Raw genomic sequence first — 17,959 nt, forward strand, 5'->3', positions numbered from 1 at the left:
CGCCCGCCATTCGGGGTCGCTCCGTGACCTTTTTCGTTGGGGGTGGGCTGTGCCCAGTGCATTACGGTGGATCCGCCGTCGGGTGCTCATGCCGGACCATTCGGAGACCACCCTGGCGAAACGCGGATTTCCGCCAAAGGACGTCGCGTCGAAGGAACTGCTGGAGACGATTGGCAGGACCTTTCTCACCGGATTCGGTCACGCCCTGGACGCCCGAGCACCCCGCGAGGTCGAACACCCCCTCGAGCAGGTGACCCCCGGGTACCGGGGCTTCGCCTACGAGGGCGCCGCCATGGCCCTGGCCGTGCTCGACGGCATCGGCCCGGGCCGGCCGACCCGCGTACGGCGGTTCCTGCGGGGCCGCGCCGAGCGACACAGCTACATGGTGCATGTGGGCGTGGGCTGGGCCCTCGCCCGACTGCCCCGCTGGCGCCGGCACCGGGTACTGCCCGACGATCCCCTGCTGCGCTGGCTGACCCTGGACGGATACGGCTTCCACCAGGCCTACTTCCACACCGACCGGTACGTCCGGGCCCAGCACCGGGACCCGGCGCACCACTGGCCGTCCTGGACCCGCCAGCCGTACACCTTCCGCGCCATCGACCAGGGCATCGGGCGGGCGATCTGGTTCGTCGAGGGAACCGACCCGCGCCGGGTGGTGGACACCATCGAGCGTTTCCCGGCCGCCCGTCACCCGGATCTGTTCAGCGGCGCCGGCCTGGCCGCCACCTACGCCGGCGGCGCCGACCGGGCCGAACTGGAGTGGTTCGGACAACGGGCCGGCCGGCACCGCGCCGCAGTCGCCCAGGCTGCGGCCTTCGCCGCCCAGGCCCGGGTCCGCGCGGGCCTGGTGACTCCACACACCCACCTGGCGACGGCGGTCCTGTGCGGCACCGGCCCGGTGGAGGCGGCCTCGCTCACCGACCGCGCGCTGGTCGGACTCCCGCCGGACGGGCCCGACCCCGCCTTCGAGGTGTGGCGGAGCCGCATCGCCGACGCGTTCGTGACCCAGGGGAGGCAACAGTGACCGCCATTGTCCATTGGGGCCGCCGACAGATATCCGGCGTCCTCGCCCTCGTGCTGCTCATCGGCCTGTTCGCGGTGGCCCGCCTCCCCGAGGCATCCGCCGCCGAGCGGGCGGAACTGGCCCGGCCCTACCGCTTCACCCCGCTGTCCATCTCCATTCCCGGCGGCTTCCCGCAGCAGGGGATTCGCCGGGTCAACCAGGACTATCAGCACATCCGCGCCTGGATCTCGTCCGTCGGAGCCGGCATCGCCATGAACGACCTCGACGGCGACGGCCTTGCCAACGACCTCTGCCTCGTCGACGTACGCATCGACCGGGTCGTCGTGGCGCCCACGCCCGGCGCCCGGGAGGACCGCTACCGGTCCTTCGCCCTAAACCCCGCCCCGCTGCCGATGAACCCGCACATCGCCCCGATGGGATGCGTGCCCGGCGACTTCAACGGCGACGGTCGCGTCGATCTGCTCGTCTACTGGTGGGGCCGTACCCCGGTGATCTACCTCGCCCGCGCGGGTGCCGCCGGCCTCACCGCGGACAGCTACCGCCCGGTCGAGCTCGTCCCCGGCACCGGTACCACCGGCCACTACGACGGCCCGCGGTGGAACACCAACGCGGTGGCCGTCGCCGACTTCGACGGTGACGGCCACGACGACATCTTCGTGGGCAACTACTTCCCGGACGGACCGGTCATCGACGACACCGTCCGAGGCGGAGTGTCGATGAACCACTCCATGTCGACCGCCTACAACGGCGGCCGCAACCATGTCCTGCGCTGGAGCGGCGGTACCGCCGGGGCGGTCCCCACCGTCACCTTCACCGAGACACCCGACGTCTTCACCGACGACGTCGCGGGCGGCTGGGCCCTGGCCGCCGCCGCCAACGACCTCGACGGCGATCAACTGCCCGAACTCTACGTCGCCAACGACTTCGGCCCGGACCGTCTGCTCCACAACCGCTCGACTCCCGGCGACATCCGCTTCGCGCAGGTGACCGGCACCGGCAGTCGGGCCGTCGTCCCCAAGTCCAAGCTGCTCGGCCACGACTCCTTCAAGGGGATGGGCGTCGACTTCGGCGACCTCAACGGCGACGGCGTCTACGACATGTACGTCGGCAACATCACCACCACCTTCGGTCTCCAGGAGAGCAACTTCGCCTTCGTCAGCACCACCGACGACCAGGCCGAGCTGCGCCGCAGACTCCGCGACGGCGAGGCACCGTGGCAGGACCGCAGCGCCTCACTCGGACTGGCCTGGAGCGGCTGGAGCTGGGACGTCAAGCTCGGCGACTTCGACAACAGCGGCCAACCCGCGATCGTGCAGACCGCCGGCTTCGTCAAGGGGGAGGTCAATCGCTGGGCACAGTTGCAGGAGTTGGCCACCAGCAACGACGAACTGCTGGCCCATCCCGCCTGGTGGCCCAACGTGGGGCCGGGCGACGACATTGCCGGCAGTCAGCACCTGGCCTTCCACGTCAAGGGGCCCGACGACCGGTACACCGACCTCAGTGCCGAACTCGGCCTCGACGTACCCGTCCCCACCCGCGGCATCGCCACCGGCGACGCCGACGGCGACGGCCGGCTCGACTTCGCCGTCGCCCGCCAGTGGGACGCCCCGGTCTTCTACCGCAACGACAGCCCCACGCCCGGATCCTTCCTGGGACTGCGGCTGTTCCATGACACACCGGCCGACCCGGCCGGCTCGCCTGCGGTCGGCACCCAGGTCACCGTCACCATGCCGGACGGCCGTCGGCAACTCGCCCGGGTGGACGGAGGCAGCGGCCATTCCGGCAAGCGCAGCTTCGAGGTCCACATCGGACTTGGCGACGTCAGTAGCGACGTCACCGTCGACCTCGCCTGGCGGGACCGCGCCGGTGTCACCCACGAGCAACAGCTGACCCTCGCGCCCGGCTGGCACACCGTCCGGCTCGGCACGCACGCCCAGGAGGCCCAGTCATGACCACCAGCGCACCGCCCCGGCCGCACCGGGACCTCCGGCTGGCCGCTCTCCGCCGGTTCGCGTTGTCGATCACCATCTTCAACCTCGTCGGGTACGCCTTCCTCGGCTTCGAACAACCCTGGACCTGGCCGATCATCGCCGTGGTCACCGCGTACACCACCGAGCTCCTGCTGGAGGTCGTCGCCGCCCGGGCCGAGGACCGCGCCCCCCGGTTTCGCGGCGGTGGCCTCCGCGGGCTGATGGACTTCCTGCTGCCCGCTCACATCAGCGGCATCGCCGTGAACATGCTGCTCTACGTCAACGACCAGGTTTTGGTCATGATGCTCGGCGTCGTCGCCGCGATCAGCGGCAAGTGGCTGCTGAAGGCGCCGGTCCGGGGCCGGATCAGACACTTCATGAACCCGTCCAACCTGGGCATCGTGGTCGTGCTGCTGCTCTTTCCCTGGGTCAGCGTGGCACCGCCGTACCACTTCACCGAGAACGTCACCGGAGTGGTGGACTGGCTCATCGTGGCCGTCATCCTGGTCACCGGCACCATGCTGAACGCCAAGATGACCCGCAGGTCCTGGCTGATCATCGGCTGGGTGGGCATGTTCGCCGTCCAGGCCGTCGTGCGCGGCCTGTTCCTCGACACCTCGATCCTCGCGGCGCTGGGGACCATGACCGGCGTCGCCTTCATCCTGTTCACCAACTACATGATCACCGATCCGGGTACCACTCCCACGGCACCGGTGTCGCAACTGGCCTTCGGCGCGGGAGTCGCCGTGGTCTACGGCGCCCTCACCGCCGTCTCCGTGGTGTACGGACTCTTCTTCGCCACCACCATCGTCTGCCTGGTCCGGGGCGGATTCCTCTGGGCACTGCACGTCGTCCAGCAGGCCCGGCAACGCCACGAGGCGGCGTCCGCGGCGCCGGCCGTACCGGCTGCCACGGCGATACCCGCGGTACCCACACCGGAGGTCGTACGGGCATGAACGACAAGATCGCGGTCGTCGGCCTCGGCTGCCGGTTCCCCGACGCCGCCTCCCCCCGCGAACTGTGGGAGAACGTGCTCGCCGGACGCCGTGCGTTCCGGCAGCTCCCGGACGAGCGCACCCGACTGGCCGACTACTGGTCCGCCGACCCGACCGCCCCGGACCGCTTCTACAGCCGGATGGCCGCCGTCATCGAGGGCTACGAGTTCGACCGCGTTGCGTTCCGGGTCGCGGGCAGCACCTACCGGGCCGCCGATCTGACCCACTGGCTCGCCCTGGACGTCGCTGCCCGGGCATTCGCCGACGCCGGCTTCCCCGACGGCGACGGGCTGCCCCGGGAACGGACCGCGGTCGTCGTCGGCAACACCCTGACCGGCGAGTTCACCCGGGCCAACGTGATGCGGCTGCGCTGGCCGTACGTACGTCGCACCGTCGCCGCCGCGCTCACGGCCCACGGCTGGACCGGTGACCGCCTCGCCGAGTTCCTCGCCGAACTGGAGGACAGCTACAAGTCGCCCTTCCCGCCCATCGACGAGGACACCCTCTCCGGCGGCCTGTCCAACACCATCGCCGGTCGCATCTGCAATCACTTCGACCTCGGCGGGGGCGGCTACAGCGTCGACGGTGCCTGCTCCTCCTCCCTGCTGTCGGTCATCACCGCCGCGAACAGCCTGACCAACGGGGACGCCGACGTGGTCCTCGCCGGCGGTGTCGACCTCTCCCTCGACCCCTTCGAGCTGGTCGGGTTCGCCAAGACCGGCGCCCTGGCCCGCCACGAGATGCGGGTGTACGACCGCGGCTCCAACGGTTTCTGGCCCGGCGAGGGCTGCGGCATGGTCGTGCTGATGCGCGCCGCCCACGCCCGGCGCACCGGACGCCGCATCTACGCCCTGCTCAGCGGCTGGGGAATCTCCTCCGACGGTCGCGGCGGCATCACCCGTCCCGACGCCCTCGGCTACCAACGTGCCCTGCGCCGTGCCTACCGGCGGGCCGGGTTCGGTATCGAGACCGTGGCGCTGTTCGAAGGTCACGGCACCGGCACCGCCGTCGGGGACACCACCGAACTGCGGGCACTGTCCGCCGCACGCCGGGCGGCCGATCCCACCGCGGCACCCGCCGCCATCGGCAGCATCAAGGCAATGATCGGACACACCAAGGCGGCCGCCGGCGTGGCCGGCCTGATCAAGGCCACACTGGCCGTGCACCACGGGGTGGTGCCCCCCACGGCCGGTTGCCGCGATCCACACCCCGAACTCGACGGCGACGGCCGGGCCCTGCGGGTCATCCGCACCGCCGAGGAATGGCCGGCCGGCAGCGAGGTCCGGGCCGGAGTCACGGCCATGGGCTTCGGCGGCATCAACACGCACGTCGTCCTGGAACAAGGTGCACCCACCCGTCGTCGTCCACCCGCCCGCACCTGGACGCTGTCGTCGTCCGCACAGGACGCCGAACTGCTGCTCCTGGACGCCGCCGATGCCACGGAACTCCGCCAGCGACTGGACACCCTTCTCGATCTCGCGCCGCGGTTGGCGTACGCGGAGCTGACCGACCTCGCCGCCGCCCTCCAGCGCGACCTGCGGGATCGACCCCACCGCGCCGCCCTCGTGGTCGGTGACCCCGCCGGCGCCGCCCGCGCGATCACCGCCGCCCGGGCCGCCCTCGACGCCGGCCGAACCGGTCTCGTCGACCCGGCCACCGGCGTCTTCCTCGGTCACCCCACCCAGCCCGGAAGGACCGGATTCCTCTTCCCGGGACAGGGCTCCGGCCGTGGCACCGGGGGTGCCTTCCGACGGCGGTTCCCCGCCGTCGAGGAGATATACGGCCGGTTGCCACTGTCGCCCGGCGACGACATCGTCGACACCGCCGTCGCGCAGCCGCGTATCGTCACCGCTTCGATGGCGGCCCTGCGCGTACTGGCCAGCCTGGACCTGGACGCGACCATTGCCGTCGGCCACAGCCTCGGCGAACTGACCGCCCTGCACTGGGCGGGCGCGATGGATGACGAGACCCTCTGGCGGATGGCCGCCGCTCGGGGCGCGACGATGGCGAAGACCGCCGAGGCAGGGGTGATGGCCGGCATCGACGCCGGCGCCGACGTGGTCGGTCGACTGCTCACCGGCACTCCTGTCGTGATCGCCGGGTACAACGGCCCCCGCCGGACCGTCGTCGCCGGTCCCGCCGACGCCGTACGGGACGTCTGCCGGGCAGCCACGGACGCGGGAGCCACCTGCACCACGCTCGCCGTGTCCCACGCCTTCCACTCGCCGTTGATGGCACCAGCCGCCGAGGCGTTCGGCGAGTGGTTGACGGACGTGCCGTGGCAACCACTGCAACGCCGGGTCGTCTCCACGGTCACCGGTGGCCCGCTGGACCCGGACACCGACCTTGGCGAGCTGCTGCGCAGACAGATTCTGGAGCCGGTTCGATTCGCCTCGGCGGTCACCACGGCCGCCGCCGGTGTGGACCTGTTCATCGAAGTTGGCCCCGGCCAGGTGTTGACCCGGATGGTGCGCGACCTCACCGACGTACCCGTGGTCGCTGTCGACACCGATCATGACTCGCTGAAGCCGCTGCTCAGCGTGGTCGCCGCCGCGCACGTCACCGGTGTGCCGATGAGCCTCGGTCCGTTGTTCGACGGCCGCTTGACCCGACCGTTCGCGCTCGACGCCGAACGGACGTTCCTCGCCAACCCGTGTGAGAGGGCTCCGCAGCACGTGGGACCGGACCCAGACGCGACGGCCGGTACGTCGGCGGACGCCACCACGCAGCCCACCGTCGACGCCGAAGACGACGCCCTCAGCATGCTGCGCCGGCTCGCCGCCGAGCGGGCCGAACTCCCGGCCGACCTGGTACGCGCCGACAGTCAACTCCTCGACGACCTGCACCTGAGCTCGATCACGGTCGCGCAGATCGTCAACCAGGCGGCCCGCGAACTCGGTTTACCCGCCGTCGAGGCGCCGACGAACTTCGCGACCGCGACCGTACGGGAACTCGCCGACGCCCTCGACGAGCTCGGTCGCGGTGACACCGCGCCCACCGTGCCCACCGTGCAGGGCGTCGACACCTGGGTACGTCCCTTCGTGGTCGACCTCGAACCGATGCCGCTGCCCGCGCCCGCCACCGCCGAGGCGAACGGAACCTGGCAGCTCCACGCCCCGGACCGGCATCCCCTCGCCGGTCCGCTCAGGCAGGCGTTGCAATGCGGCGGAGTCGGCCCCGGCGTGCTGGTCTGCCTGCCCGACAACCGCCCCGACGAGGTCCTGGAACTGGCCCTGGCCGGAGTGCAGCAGGCCATCCGCCAGCCGGACGGCGCCCGCCTCGTGCTGCTGCACAGCGGACGGGGCGCGGCAGGGCTGGCCAAGACCGCCAGGCTGGAGGCCCGGAACCTACGTACCACGGTGATCCGGGCGCCACTGACACCGGAGACCGTGACCCGGGTGCTCGCCGAGGTGCGCGCCACCACGGGCTTCACGGAGGTGGACTACGACGACACCGGCAACCGCCGGATCCCGCTGCTGCGTCCCGCGCCGCCTCCACCGGCCGGCGGACGACCACCGCTCGGCGCCGACGACGTCCTGCTGGTCGCCGGCGGCGGCAAGGGGATCACGACCGAGTGCGCCCGTGCCCTGACCGCCGACACCGGATCCCGCCTGGCGATCCTCGGTCGTTCCGACCCGGCGACCGACGCCACGCTCGCCGCCAACCTCGACCGGCTGCGCGACGTCTGCCCGACCGTCACCTACGTGCGCGCGGACGTCACCGACCCGACCGCCGTCCGCGCCGCGGTGGCACGGATCCAGGCGGAACTGGGGCCGGTCACCGCGATCCTGCACGGTGCCGGCCGCAACGAGCCGACCGCGCTGGCCGAGCTGGACGTGGCGACGTTGCGGCGTACCCTCGCTCCGAAGATCGACGGTTTGCGGGCCCTGCTCGACGCCGTCGACCTCGACCGGCTCCGGTTACTGGTCACCTTCGGCAGCGTCATCGGCCGTACCGGCCTGCGCGGCGAGGCGCACTACGCCCTGGCCAACGAGTGGCTCGCCGAGCTGACCCGCGAAATCGGTCGCGAGCGGCCGAACTGCCGGGCGGTCTGCCTCGAATGGTCGGTCTGGTCCGGCGTCGGCATGGGGGAGCGGCTGTCGGTGGTCGAGTCCCTGCTGCGCGCCGGGGTGACCCCGATCGGTCCGGACGCCGGCGTGCGCATGCTGCGCCAGGTCCTCACCGACGCGCAACTGCCGCCGGTGCTCGTCGTCACCGGCCGTACCGGGGGCCTTGAGACGATCCGCTACGACCGGCCGGAGCTGCCCGTCCTGCGCTTCCTCGAACGGCCCTTGGTGCACTACCCCGGCGTGGAACTGGTCACCGAGGTCGACCTGAGTGCCGACACCGACCGCTACCTGCCAGACCATCGGCTGGACGGGGATCTGCTCTTCCCCGCGGTTCTCGGGCTGGAGGCGATGGCCCAGGTCGCCGGCGCGGTGACCGGGGATAAGGAGATCAGCCTGATCGAGCGGGTGGAGTTCCGCCGGCCGATCGTGGTACCCGCCGGCGGCCGTACCACGATTCGCGTCGCCGCCCTGGTCACCTCGGCCGACGCGGTGGAGGTGGAGATCCGCAGTGCCGAGACCGCCTTCGCGGTTGTCCACTTCTCGGCCACCGTCCGCGGCGGTGCCGACGGAGCAGCCTCCGACGGTCCCGAGCGCCTGACCGGGGATCTCGCCCGGGTTCCCCTCGACCCGGCCAGCGACCTCTACGGCGACACGCTGTTCCAGTCCGGACGGTTCCGCCGGCTACGGCGGTACCGGCGCGTCGCTGCCCGCGAGACCGAGGCGGAGGTGACGACGGACCAGAGTGCCACCTGGTTCAGCGCTTACCTGCCCGGGGACCTGCTGCTCGGTGATCCCGGAGCCCGGGACGCCTTCATGCACGGGCTGCAGGTGTGCGTGCCGGACGCCACGCTGCTGCCCGTCGGTGTCGACCGGCTGCGTTGCGCCGGGCCACCGCTGGCCGCGGCCGGCGCGCTGACCCTCACCGCCAGTGAACGCGAGCAGTCCGGCGACACGTACGTCTACGACATCGCCGTCCGCGACCGCTGCGGGCGAGTCGTGGAGGTGTGGCAAGGGCTGCGGTTGCGGGCGGTGCGTCGTCGCGGCGGTCACGGCCCGTGGACGCCGGCCCTGCTCGGACCGTACGCCGAACGACACCTCGCGGAGCTGTTCGGGACGGGCATCGCCGTCGGGGTGGAACCGCACCGCGGCGATCGACCGTCCTCGGCCGGGCTGCTCTCCCGCCTGCTGGGCCGGCCGGTCCAGCTCCGGCATCGCCCCGACGGCCGGCCCGAACTGGTCGGCGAGGCCGCCGTGGCGCCGGTGGTCTCCGTCGCGCACGGTCGCTCGGTCAGCCTCGCGGTCGCCGCCGACACCGAGGTCAGCTGCGACCTGGAGGATGTGGCACCGCGATCCGAGACGGCCTGGGCCGACCTGCTGGGCGGCCACACGACCCTGGCCCGGCTGGTGGCGACCGAGGCCGGTGAGTCCACCGACGTGGCCGCCACCCGGGTCTGGACCGCCGTCGAGTGCCTACAGAAGGTGGGCCGGCCGACGGCCGGCCCGCTCACCCTGCGAGCCGTCGTAGATCCGTGCTGGGTGACGTTCGACGCCGGCAACCTGCGGATCGCGACGCTGGCCACGACCCTCCGTGACGCCGGTGAACCGGTTGTCCTTGCCGTTCTACAGGACCGGGAGAGATGACATGCCCCCGTACTACGAGTACCGGCACGTGGTCGGCTTCGAGGAGACCAACCTGGTCGGCAACGTCTACTACGTCAACTACCTGCGCTGGCAGGGGCGGTGTCGGGAGATGTTCCTGCGGGAGCGGGCCCCGGACGTCCTGGCGGACCTTCGCGCCGACCTGAAGCTGTTCACCCTGCGGGTCGACTGCGAGTTCGTCGCGGAGGTGACCGCGTTCGACGAACTGGTGGTCCGGATGCGGCTGGCAGAGCTGACCCAGACCCAACTCGAACTCGCCTTCGACTACCTGCGCGTCGACGCAGCCGGCGAGCAGCTCATCGCCCGGGGACGCCAGCGCGTCGCCTGCATGCGTGGTCCCAACGGGCACACCCGGCCCGACCGGGTGCCACCCGCCCTGGTTCGTGCCCTACGTCCCTACGGCGCGTACGCCGACGCCCGCGCCGTCGCCTGAACCCAACCGCCTGGAGGTCGTCTGTGAAGAGGTACGAGAGCACCACCGCCCGGCCCGCCGGGTGGATCGGCAGCTGGAACGGTTCGCACCATCGGGCCGCGCTCAACCTGTTCCTGCTGATCGTCCTCGCCCACTGGGCCGAGCACGTCGTTCAAGCCGTACAGATCTGGATCCTGGACATGCCCAGGCCGCAGGCCCGCGGCGTCCTCGGCATGCCTTTTCCCTGGCTGGTGGAGCAGGAATGGCTGCACTACGGTTACGCCCTGATCATGCTGGTCGGGTTCTGGGTGCTCCGACACGGCTTCGTCGGCCGGGCCCGACACTGGTGGCTGGCCGCCCTGGCGATCCAGGTGTGGCACCACTTCGAACACCTGCTACTGCTGATTCAGGCGCTCACCGGCTGGTACCTGGCCGATCGCCTCGCACCGACAAGCGTCGTGCAGCTCATCGCGCCCCGGGTCGAGCTGCATTTGTTCTACAACGCGGTGGTGTTCCTGCCGATGCTGGTCGCCATGTACCTGCACCTGCGTCCGAACACGGCGGAACGGGAGCGGATGTGGTGCAGTTGCCGCTCGGCGTTGCCCGCCGCCGTCCGATGACCGGCCGCCGCAAACCGGGTGGCTCCACCCTGGTCGGCGCCGCGGTCACGCTGCTCGCGGTCGCCGTGGTCGTCCTCGCCGTCCTGGCCGGTTCGGCGCCGCCCCGGCTCACCGCGGTCGCCCCGGCCGACGGTTCCCGCCTGTCCCGAGCGCCCGAGGCGGTGACGTTCACCTTCTCCGCACCGCTCGACGTGCGGGACAGCCACGCGTCGGTGGTGGACCTGGCCACCGGTCAGCGGGTGGACGACGGCCTCCGAATCGACGGATCCACCCTGCGACTGCCGATCGCCGCGCCGGTCGGGCACTACCGGAGCGCCTATCACGTCACCTTCCGCGACGGTCGGGAACTCAATGGCCAGCACGTTTTCTCGGTCACCACCGCCGCACCGGGGGAATCTGTCGCCGCACCGTCGTCCCCGGCCGAGACAACCTCCGGTGGTCTGCACCGTCACGGCACGGTGGATGCGGTCAGTGCCGTACTGATCGCCGTCGACGTGGCGCTGATCGCTGTTCTGCTGCTGGTCGCCGCGATCCGCCGCGGGTCGCGGCGACCAGCAGCACGTACCGGAAGTAGTCGTTGACCGCACCGTCGGACCGGAACCCGCGGAGGCCGCGCCGGAAGTCATCACCCACAGACCGCTGGTGACCAGCGGGGATGCCCGTACCGTCGGTGCCGGCACGCCCCGCTGGCACATCGGCTTGCCCCACCGCCGATACTATTGGTTAATATAGTTCGGTGGAGGCATTGTCATGACCAAGCGACGGACCTACAACCAGTACTGTGGTCTCGCGGCCGCCCTCGACGTGCTGGGTGAACGCTGGACCCTGCTGATCGTTCGCGAGCTGATGATGGGGCCCCGGCGCTACGGCAACCTGCTCAACGACCTGCCCGGCGTGGGCACCAACCTCCTCGCCGAACGCTTGAAATATCTCGTCGAGCAGGGCGTCGTGCGACAGGTCGACGCTCCCGGTTCCGCCGCACGGCAGGCTTACGAGCTGACCGAGGGCGGCGAGCAGTTGCGACCGCTCGTTCTCGGTCTCGCCCGGTGGGGTATGGACCATCTGGGCAACCTCTCCGCGGACGACACCGTGCGGCCGCACTGGGGTTTCCTGGCGATCGAGGCGATGATCCAGGACGAGCACGTGCCCGACCTCAACGAGCAGTACGAGTTCCGCGTGGCTGACGAGGTCTTCCACATCGACGTGCGGGAGGGTGCGGCGCGGGCGGTCAAGGGCCCGGCCCCGGAGCCGGCGATGACCGCCACGACGGATGCCGCCACCTTTGTGCAGATCGGCGCGGGACGGCTCACCCCGCTGGCCGCGATGGTGACCGGCAAGCTGGCGATGGACGGCGACATGGCGGCGGTGCTAAGGGCCTGTCTGCTCTTGGGTCTGGACGCGGGGCCGGTGGCAGGGCTGGCGCGCGCCGCGTAACCGCCAGCCCTGGCCCTTGGCTCAGCGCGGTCAGCCGCGCATGGCATCGGCCTCCCGCTGCCGGTCCACCCCGGTCGTCTCGGCCCGCGGTGGCCGGATGATCAGTGCCGGTACCAGCCCGATCAGAGTGATCACCGCCAACACGACCAGGGCCGGCCCGAAGCCGTCGACGAAATCCTGCGGCGAGCGGTAGCCGCCGAAGGTGGCGAAGACCGCCGCGGCCACGGCCACCCCGAAGACAGCGCCGACGTGCCGGCTGGTGTTGCTCACCCCGGACGCGATACCGACATGCGCCGGTTCGACCGAACGCATCACCGCTGAGGCGATGGTCGGGAAGGCGGTCGCCACCCCGACCCCGGCGATGAACAGAGGTACGAGAATGCGTCCGTAGCCGTCCTGAACGTCCGCCCGGAGGCCGATCAGCAGGAAACCGACGGCGAAGAGAAAAAGACCCAGCGCGACCAGGGGCCGCTCGCCGATCCGGTCGGCGACCCGCCCGGCGATCGGGGAGACCAGGGGAGCCAACGCCACCCACGGCAGCAGTCGGATGCCCACCTCGAGCGGATCGTAGCCCAGTGCGAGTTGCAGGTACTGAGCGAGCAGGAAACCGCCTCCGTAGAGGGCCGCGCCCAGCGCGAAGCTGGCCCCTGAGCCGCCGGCGAGACTGAGATTGCGGAAGATCCCCAGCGGCATCATGGGCGCCGCCGCGCGTCGTTGCCACAGCAGGAAGCTGACGAGCAGGACCACGCCGGCCACCAGGCCGATCAGCACCGACGGTCTCGTCCAGCCGATGTCGCCGGCGCGGATCAGGGCGTGCGCGAGCACCACCACACCGGCGGTGGACAGGACCAGGCCAAGGAGGTCGACCGGCTGGGCCTGCCCTCGCGACTCGGTGATCTTCGACCGGCTCAGCCCGATGAGCAGCAGCCCGACGGGCACGTTGATCCAGAAGATCCACTGCCAGTCGAAGCCCTCGATCACGGCACCGCCGACGAGCGGCCCGACCGCCACGGCCAAGCCGGTGATGGCGCCCCAGATGCCGAAGGCGGCGCCGCGTCGGGCCGGCGGTGTGGCCGCCGCGATGACCGCCAGGGCGAGCGCGGTGGCGATCCCGCCACCGATGCCCTGCAGTGCGCGGGCGGCGACCAGCATGCCGATGCTGGAACTCAGCGCGCACCACACCGAGCCGACCGTGAAGATGGCGACGCCGATCAGGAACCACAAGCGTCGCCCGTACCGGTCGCCGAGAGCGGCACCGGTGAGGATCAGCGCGGCGAAGCCGATTTCGTATGCGTTGATGGTCCAGCCGAGGGCGGCGGTACCGGCGTTCAGCTCCTGGTGCAGCGTGGGCAACGCGGTGGTGATGACCAGCACGTCCAGACCGACCATGAACGAGGCGACCGACGCGAGAATCAGCGTCCATCGTTGCCGGGCCGGTGAGTGGTTCGCGTCGTCGAGCGCCATGTTGACTCCGCCTAGGAGGGCTCAGGTGGTCGAAGCGGCGGCGGGAGGTCTGTGTCGGGGCGTCGGTGGAACGCCGTCCACCCGCTGCTTCCGGGACGAATCGAACGTTAGTAGACGCTTTCGAAAGCGTCAACCAACAACGCCGATTGGTCGGTGTTTCACCTGGTGGGGCCCTGCCGTCGGGCGCAAGGTCCGCAATTACTAAGAAAACAGATAGCGGTATATGGACCTGCCAGGGGGTCGGAGCTAGTCTGCTTCACGTACGTATAGCCGGCCAAGGTGAATGTGTCGTTGGCGCAGGTCACGGTGACCGTGATCGGCGTCGACGTCATCCACCCCTCCGGTTCGGCACCGAGAGCCACCCCGATCCGCCGGCTCCCCGCGGCGGACACCCCGTCGAGTGCGCGCATCCCGAAACCTCTTGCCCCCGCGCCTGGTGGGTGGTCGTGGTGCGCGCACCGACGGCGATAGCCAACTGGAGGCCACCGTGAAACTCCGTAACAGCGGCATCGGCGCCGCCGCCGCACTCGCCGCGGTGACACTGGTGCTCTCGGGCACCCCGGCCCTCGCGTCCGGCCGGCCCGACCGGCCGCGCCCCGCCCCGGCAGAAACCGTCGTGGTGCGGTGGAACAACCTCGCGCTGGACTCGGTGACCGATGCCGTGATGGGGCCACCGGTGGCCGCCCGAGCCCTCGCGATCATCCACACCTGCATCTACGACGCGTGGGCCGCCTACGACACCCGCGCCGCCGGCACCCGCTTCGGCACCCGGCTGCGCCGTCCGGCGGCCGAGCGGACGTCGCGGAACAAGGAGGAGGCGATCAGCTACGCCGCCTTCACCGCGGCCACCGACCTCTGGCCGGACTCACGGGCGCGGGCCGAGGCGGTGATGAGGCGGCTCGGGTACCCGCTTGTCGGCCGTTCCACCGCCAGCCGGGTCGGCGTCCGGGCCTGCCGGGCGGTACTCACCTTCCGCCATCACGACGGCGCGAACCAACTTGGCGACCTCGCACCCGGGGCGTACACCGACTACACCGGCTACCAGCCCGCCAACGAGCCGATGGTGATGGACGAGGCGATGGACGACGACACCATGCACGACCCCAACCACTGGCAACCGCTCATGTGGCAGGTGAACGGCGTCCCGGAGCCGCAGACCTTCATTGCCCCACAGTGGAACCGGGTCGCACGCTTCGCGCAGCGCACCAAACTCCCCGTTCCCGCCACCAAACCGCCAGCGCGCTCCGGTAGCAGGGATTACGCCAGGCAGGCAGGTGAACTGGTCTCCGTCTCGGCCCACCTGACCGACCGGGAGAAGGCCATCGCCGAGTACTGGGCCGACGAGGGCAAGGGCTACGCGATGCCCCCCGGCACCTGGGCGCGAGTGGCCCAGTTCATCTCCCACCGTGACCGCCACACCATCGACCAGGACGCCAAGCTCTTCTTCGCGGTGACAAACGCCGTGTTCGAGGCGAGCATCGACGCCTGGAGCCTGAAGCGGCAGTACGACTACGTGCGCCCGATCAGCGCGGTCCGCTACGTGTTCCGCGGCACCCGGGTTCCGACCTGGGCACCCAACGGCCGGGGTTCCCGGATGATCGACGGTGGCACCTGGATGCCGTACCAGCCCGCCGCGTTCGGCACCCCACCGTTCGCCGAGTTCCCCTCCGGCCACAGCACCTTCGGCGCGGCCGCCACCGAGGTGCTGCGTTCCTTCACCGGCAGCGACCGGTACGGGGGATCGACTGTGGTGCGCGCCGGATCGTCCCGGGTCGAGCCCGGCACGGCACCGCGCAGAGACGTCGTGCTGACCTGGGCCACCTTCACCGAAGCCGACAAGCAGAACAGCATGTCGCGCCTGATCGGGGGTGTGCACTTCCGGCACGGCGTCACGTACGGCCGCAGCGTCGGGCACGCGGCGGGCGTCTCGGCCTGGCGTGAGGCCAGCCTCTACTTCGCCGGCGTCGCCGACCCGGCGGTTCAAGCCGGTGGCCCGGTGGCGCCATGAGCTCCGCTGCCGGACAGCACTCCGATCGGACGACAACAGTGAATGGAGGCATGATGAAGTCGACAAGACGCACGCGGCGGAGCGCCGTCGCGGTGGCGGTGGTGTCGGTTCTGGCCGTGTCCGGCGCCGCGGTGGCGCCGACCGCAGCCGCAGCGGGCAGCCGAGAGCGGGGGGTGACCTTCCGGGAGATCGCGCTACCGGGCAGCAGTCTCGGCCGGTACGTGCGGGTCTCCTCGCCGGAGCAGGCGATCCGCGACACCAACCTCCAGCGTCCCTTGGTCACCCTGGCGGAGTTCGCCCAGGAGCCGATCCACAGCCGTGGCATCGCCGGCGTGGTGCTCTTCGACTACGACGGCGACGGCGATCTGGACATGTACGTCACCAACGGCCCGGGCCGGGCGAACAGCCTGTACCAGAACCGGTTGGGTCGCAACCGTCAGGTCAACTTCGTCGATGTGGCGAGGTCGGCGGGCGCGGCACTGACCGATGTGGACAGCAACGGAGCCTGCGCCGGCGACATCGACAACGACGGCGACACCGACCTCTACGTGCTCGGCCGGCACGCCCCCAACCACCTGCTACGTAACAACGGCAACGGCACCTTCTCCGACATCACGGCCGGCAGCGGCGCCGGCGCCGGTAACCTGAGCCACCCGAGTTGCACCATGGCCGACTTCGACGGTGACGGTCTGCTCGACATCGCCATCGCCAACTCCTTCGACATGCACAAGGCGCAGGCCATCGTCGCGGTCCCGTACGCGCTCAACCAGCCCAACCAACTGTTGCGCAACGTCAACGGCCGGCGGTTCGTGGACGTCAGCGAACGATCCGGCTTCACCAACACGGTGGTGAAGGACCCGCCGGCGGAGGACGGGCCGCCCTTCTCCGATCCCTCCTGGGCCATCGCCGCGGTCGACTACGACCAGGACGGCGACGCGGACATCATGGTCGGCAACGACCAGGGTGCGATCCCGATGAAGAAGTACGGCGGCATCGACCGCGGCTACATCCGGGTCTACAACAACGATGGCCGCGGCCGGTTCACCGACGTCACCCACGACGTCGGAATGGAGCCCGGCGCCTGGATGGGCATGTCGTACGGGGACTTCAACTTCGACGGCACGCTCGACGTCTTCGGCACCAACGGTGGTGACTACATGATGCTGCCGCTGGCCGGGGTGCCGCACCAGCTCGGTGACCTGAGCAGCCGGTGGTTGCTGCAACGCCGGGACGGCACCTTCGCCGACCCGCGGCGCTCCTCGATCCAGGAGCCGTCGAAGAACGGGGCCGACCCGGATCTGGGGGGCCTGCGCGCCACCCCGTGGGGCTGGGGCACGTCCGCCTTCGACTACGACAACGACGGAGCCACGGACATCCTGTACCAGGGTGGCCTGGACGCGGTCTTCTTCGGTGCCACTGCCGACAACCCGGCTGCGTTGCTGCGGAACAAGGGGCCCCGGGCGTTGCGCAAGGGTTTCTACCCCTCCTTTGAGTACGACCCGGCGCTTACCAACGCCGGTCCCGATGAGCGGAGTCGACTCGTGGTCGGCGTGGCCGTCGGCGATCTGAACCGGGACGGCTTCACCGATGTGGTGAGTGTGGCCCAGTCCCGCAAGGTCGGCGAGCTGACCCGCTACGGCGACGTCAAGCCCTTCGACTACGGCTCGCCGTTCGACCAGGATGCCAGCTACCTGCAGGTGTACGCGCCGATCCCCGACCAGCCCGGCACCTTCCGGCCGACCGGAAACCACACCGAGCCGGGCAGCCTGTCGGTGAAGCTGAACAGCGGCAACGGCAACCGCTCGGCGACCGTGCGGACGCGGGGCAGCGTGGGGATCACCACCCGCGGCAGCGTCAACCGTGACGGGGTCGGCGCGGTCGTCAGATTCACCCCGAACAGGGGGCTCACCGCCATCCGTCCGGTGCTGGCCGGGTCCAGCATGTCGTCTCAGGATGCCCTGGACGGTGTCTTCGGCATGGGCCGGGCGCGTACCGGCACCGTCGAGGTGCTCTGGCCGGGTGGAGTCCGCAACAAGCTCTACGGGGTGCGAGCCGGTGAGCAGCTGACCTTCCCGGAGATTCCGTGCAGCTTCGCCGACCGCTCCAGCTCGGTGCAGAAGTACACCGGCTGCGTCCAGCGGTCGCTGCGTGAGCTGGTCGCCGCCCGGCAGTTGAGCCGGAGCGAGCAGGGTCGGTTCTTCGCCAGTGCCATGAAGGCGTACCACGAGGCACGCCGCTCCCGGTGACCGTAACCGCCGGTCGCCCGCCGGTCCCTCCGGCGGGCGACCGGGCCGATTCGT

At 70.7% G+C, this 17,959-nt stretch carries 11 protein-coding genes; 10 read left to right on the plus strand and 1 reads right to left on the minus strand.

Annotation, left to right across the window (positions count from 1 at the left end):
* The first annotated feature begins 49 nt into the window (after positions 1-49).
* From ACFY2A_RS25305 to ACFY2A_RS25340, 8 genes are all read left to right on the plus strand, one after another.
* Complete coding sequence (locus ACFY2A_RS25305) at positions 50-1,027, plus strand: DUF1702 family protein (RefSeq protein WP_387175117.1); 978 nt, start codon at positions 50-52, stop codon at positions 1,025-1,027.
* Positions 1,024-2,979: a CRTAC1 family protein gene (locus ACFY2A_RS25310; protein WP_387175119.1), complete on the plus strand. Its 1,956-nt coding sequence runs from the start codon at positions 1,024-1,026 to the stop codon at positions 2,977-2,979. Before ACFY2A_RS25305 ends, ACFY2A_RS25310 begins: the two co-directional genes overlap by 4 nt.
* Positions 2,976-3,953, plus strand: coding sequence for an enediyne biosynthesis protein (locus ACFY2A_RS25315; protein ID WP_387175121.1), 978 nt, complete (start codon positions 2,976-2,978; stop codon positions 3,951-3,953). The genes ACFY2A_RS25310 and ACFY2A_RS25315 overlap by 4 nt, the downstream gene beginning before the upstream one ends.
* Positions 3,950-9,703, plus strand: a complete 5,754-nt coding sequence (locus ACFY2A_RS25320; RefSeq protein WP_387175123.1) for an SDR family NAD(P)-dependent oxidoreductase — start codon at positions 3,950-3,952, stop codon at positions 9,701-9,703. Before ACFY2A_RS25315 ends, ACFY2A_RS25320 begins: the two co-directional genes overlap by 4 nt.
* Position 9,704: 1 nt before the next feature.
* On the plus strand, positions 9,705-10,154 hold the full coding sequence (locus tag ACFY2A_RS25325; protein WP_363920120.1) for an acyl-CoA thioesterase: 450 nt from the start codon (positions 9,705-9,707) through the stop codon (positions 10,152-10,154).
* A 23-nt stretch (positions 10,155-10,177) separates the two neighbouring features.
* A complete protein-coding gene (locus ACFY2A_RS25330; protein ID WP_363920118.1) occupies positions 10,178-10,753 on the plus strand; it encodes a hypothetical protein in 576 nt (191 codons plus the stop codon).
* Positions 10,714-11,334 (plus strand): copper resistance protein CopC, encoded by a 621-nt coding sequence (locus tag ACFY2A_RS25335; RefSeq protein ID WP_387175125.1) that lies wholly within the window; start codon positions 10,714-10,716, stop codon positions 11,332-11,334. Before ACFY2A_RS25330 ends, ACFY2A_RS25335 begins: the two co-directional genes overlap by 40 nt.
* Positions 11,335-11,503: 169 nt before the next feature.
* Positions 11,504-12,187: a winged helix-turn-helix transcriptional regulator gene (locus ACFY2A_RS25340; protein ID WP_387175127.1), complete on the plus strand. Its 684-nt coding sequence runs from the start codon at positions 11,504-11,506 to the stop codon at positions 12,185-12,187.
* Positions 12,188-12,217: 30 nt separating this feature from the next.
* On the opposite strand, the gene ACFY2A_RS25345 is transcribed toward ACFY2A_RS25340, so the two are convergent.
* Entirely contained in the window at positions 12,218-13,651 is a 1,434-nt protein-coding gene (locus tag ACFY2A_RS25345; protein WP_363920112.1) for a DHA2 family efflux MFS transporter permease subunit, read from the minus strand.
* A 487-nt stretch (positions 13,652-14,138) separates the two neighbouring features.
* Between ACFY2A_RS25345 and ACFY2A_RS25350 the strand changes: the two genes are divergently transcribed.
* Both ACFY2A_RS25350 and ACFY2A_RS25355 read left to right on the plus strand, forming a co-directional pair.
* Positions 14,139-15,659, plus strand: coding sequence for a DUF6851 domain-containing protein (locus tag ACFY2A_RS25350; protein WP_387175129.1), 1,521 nt, complete (start codon positions 14,139-14,141; stop codon positions 15,657-15,659).
* A gap of 53 nt (positions 15,660-15,712) precedes the next feature.
* Positions 15,713-17,905, plus strand: coding sequence for a CRTAC1 family protein (locus tag ACFY2A_RS25355; RefSeq protein ID WP_387175131.1), 2,193 nt, complete (start codon positions 15,713-15,715; stop codon positions 17,903-17,905).
* Positions 17,906-17,959: the final 54 nt, after the last annotated feature.

It is taken from the genome of Micromonospora sp. NPDC000442 (assembly GCF_042898635.1).
In the GTDB taxonomy this organism is placed as follows: domain Bacteria; phylum Actinomycetota; class Actinomycetes; order Mycobacteriales; family Micromonosporaceae; genus Micromonospora.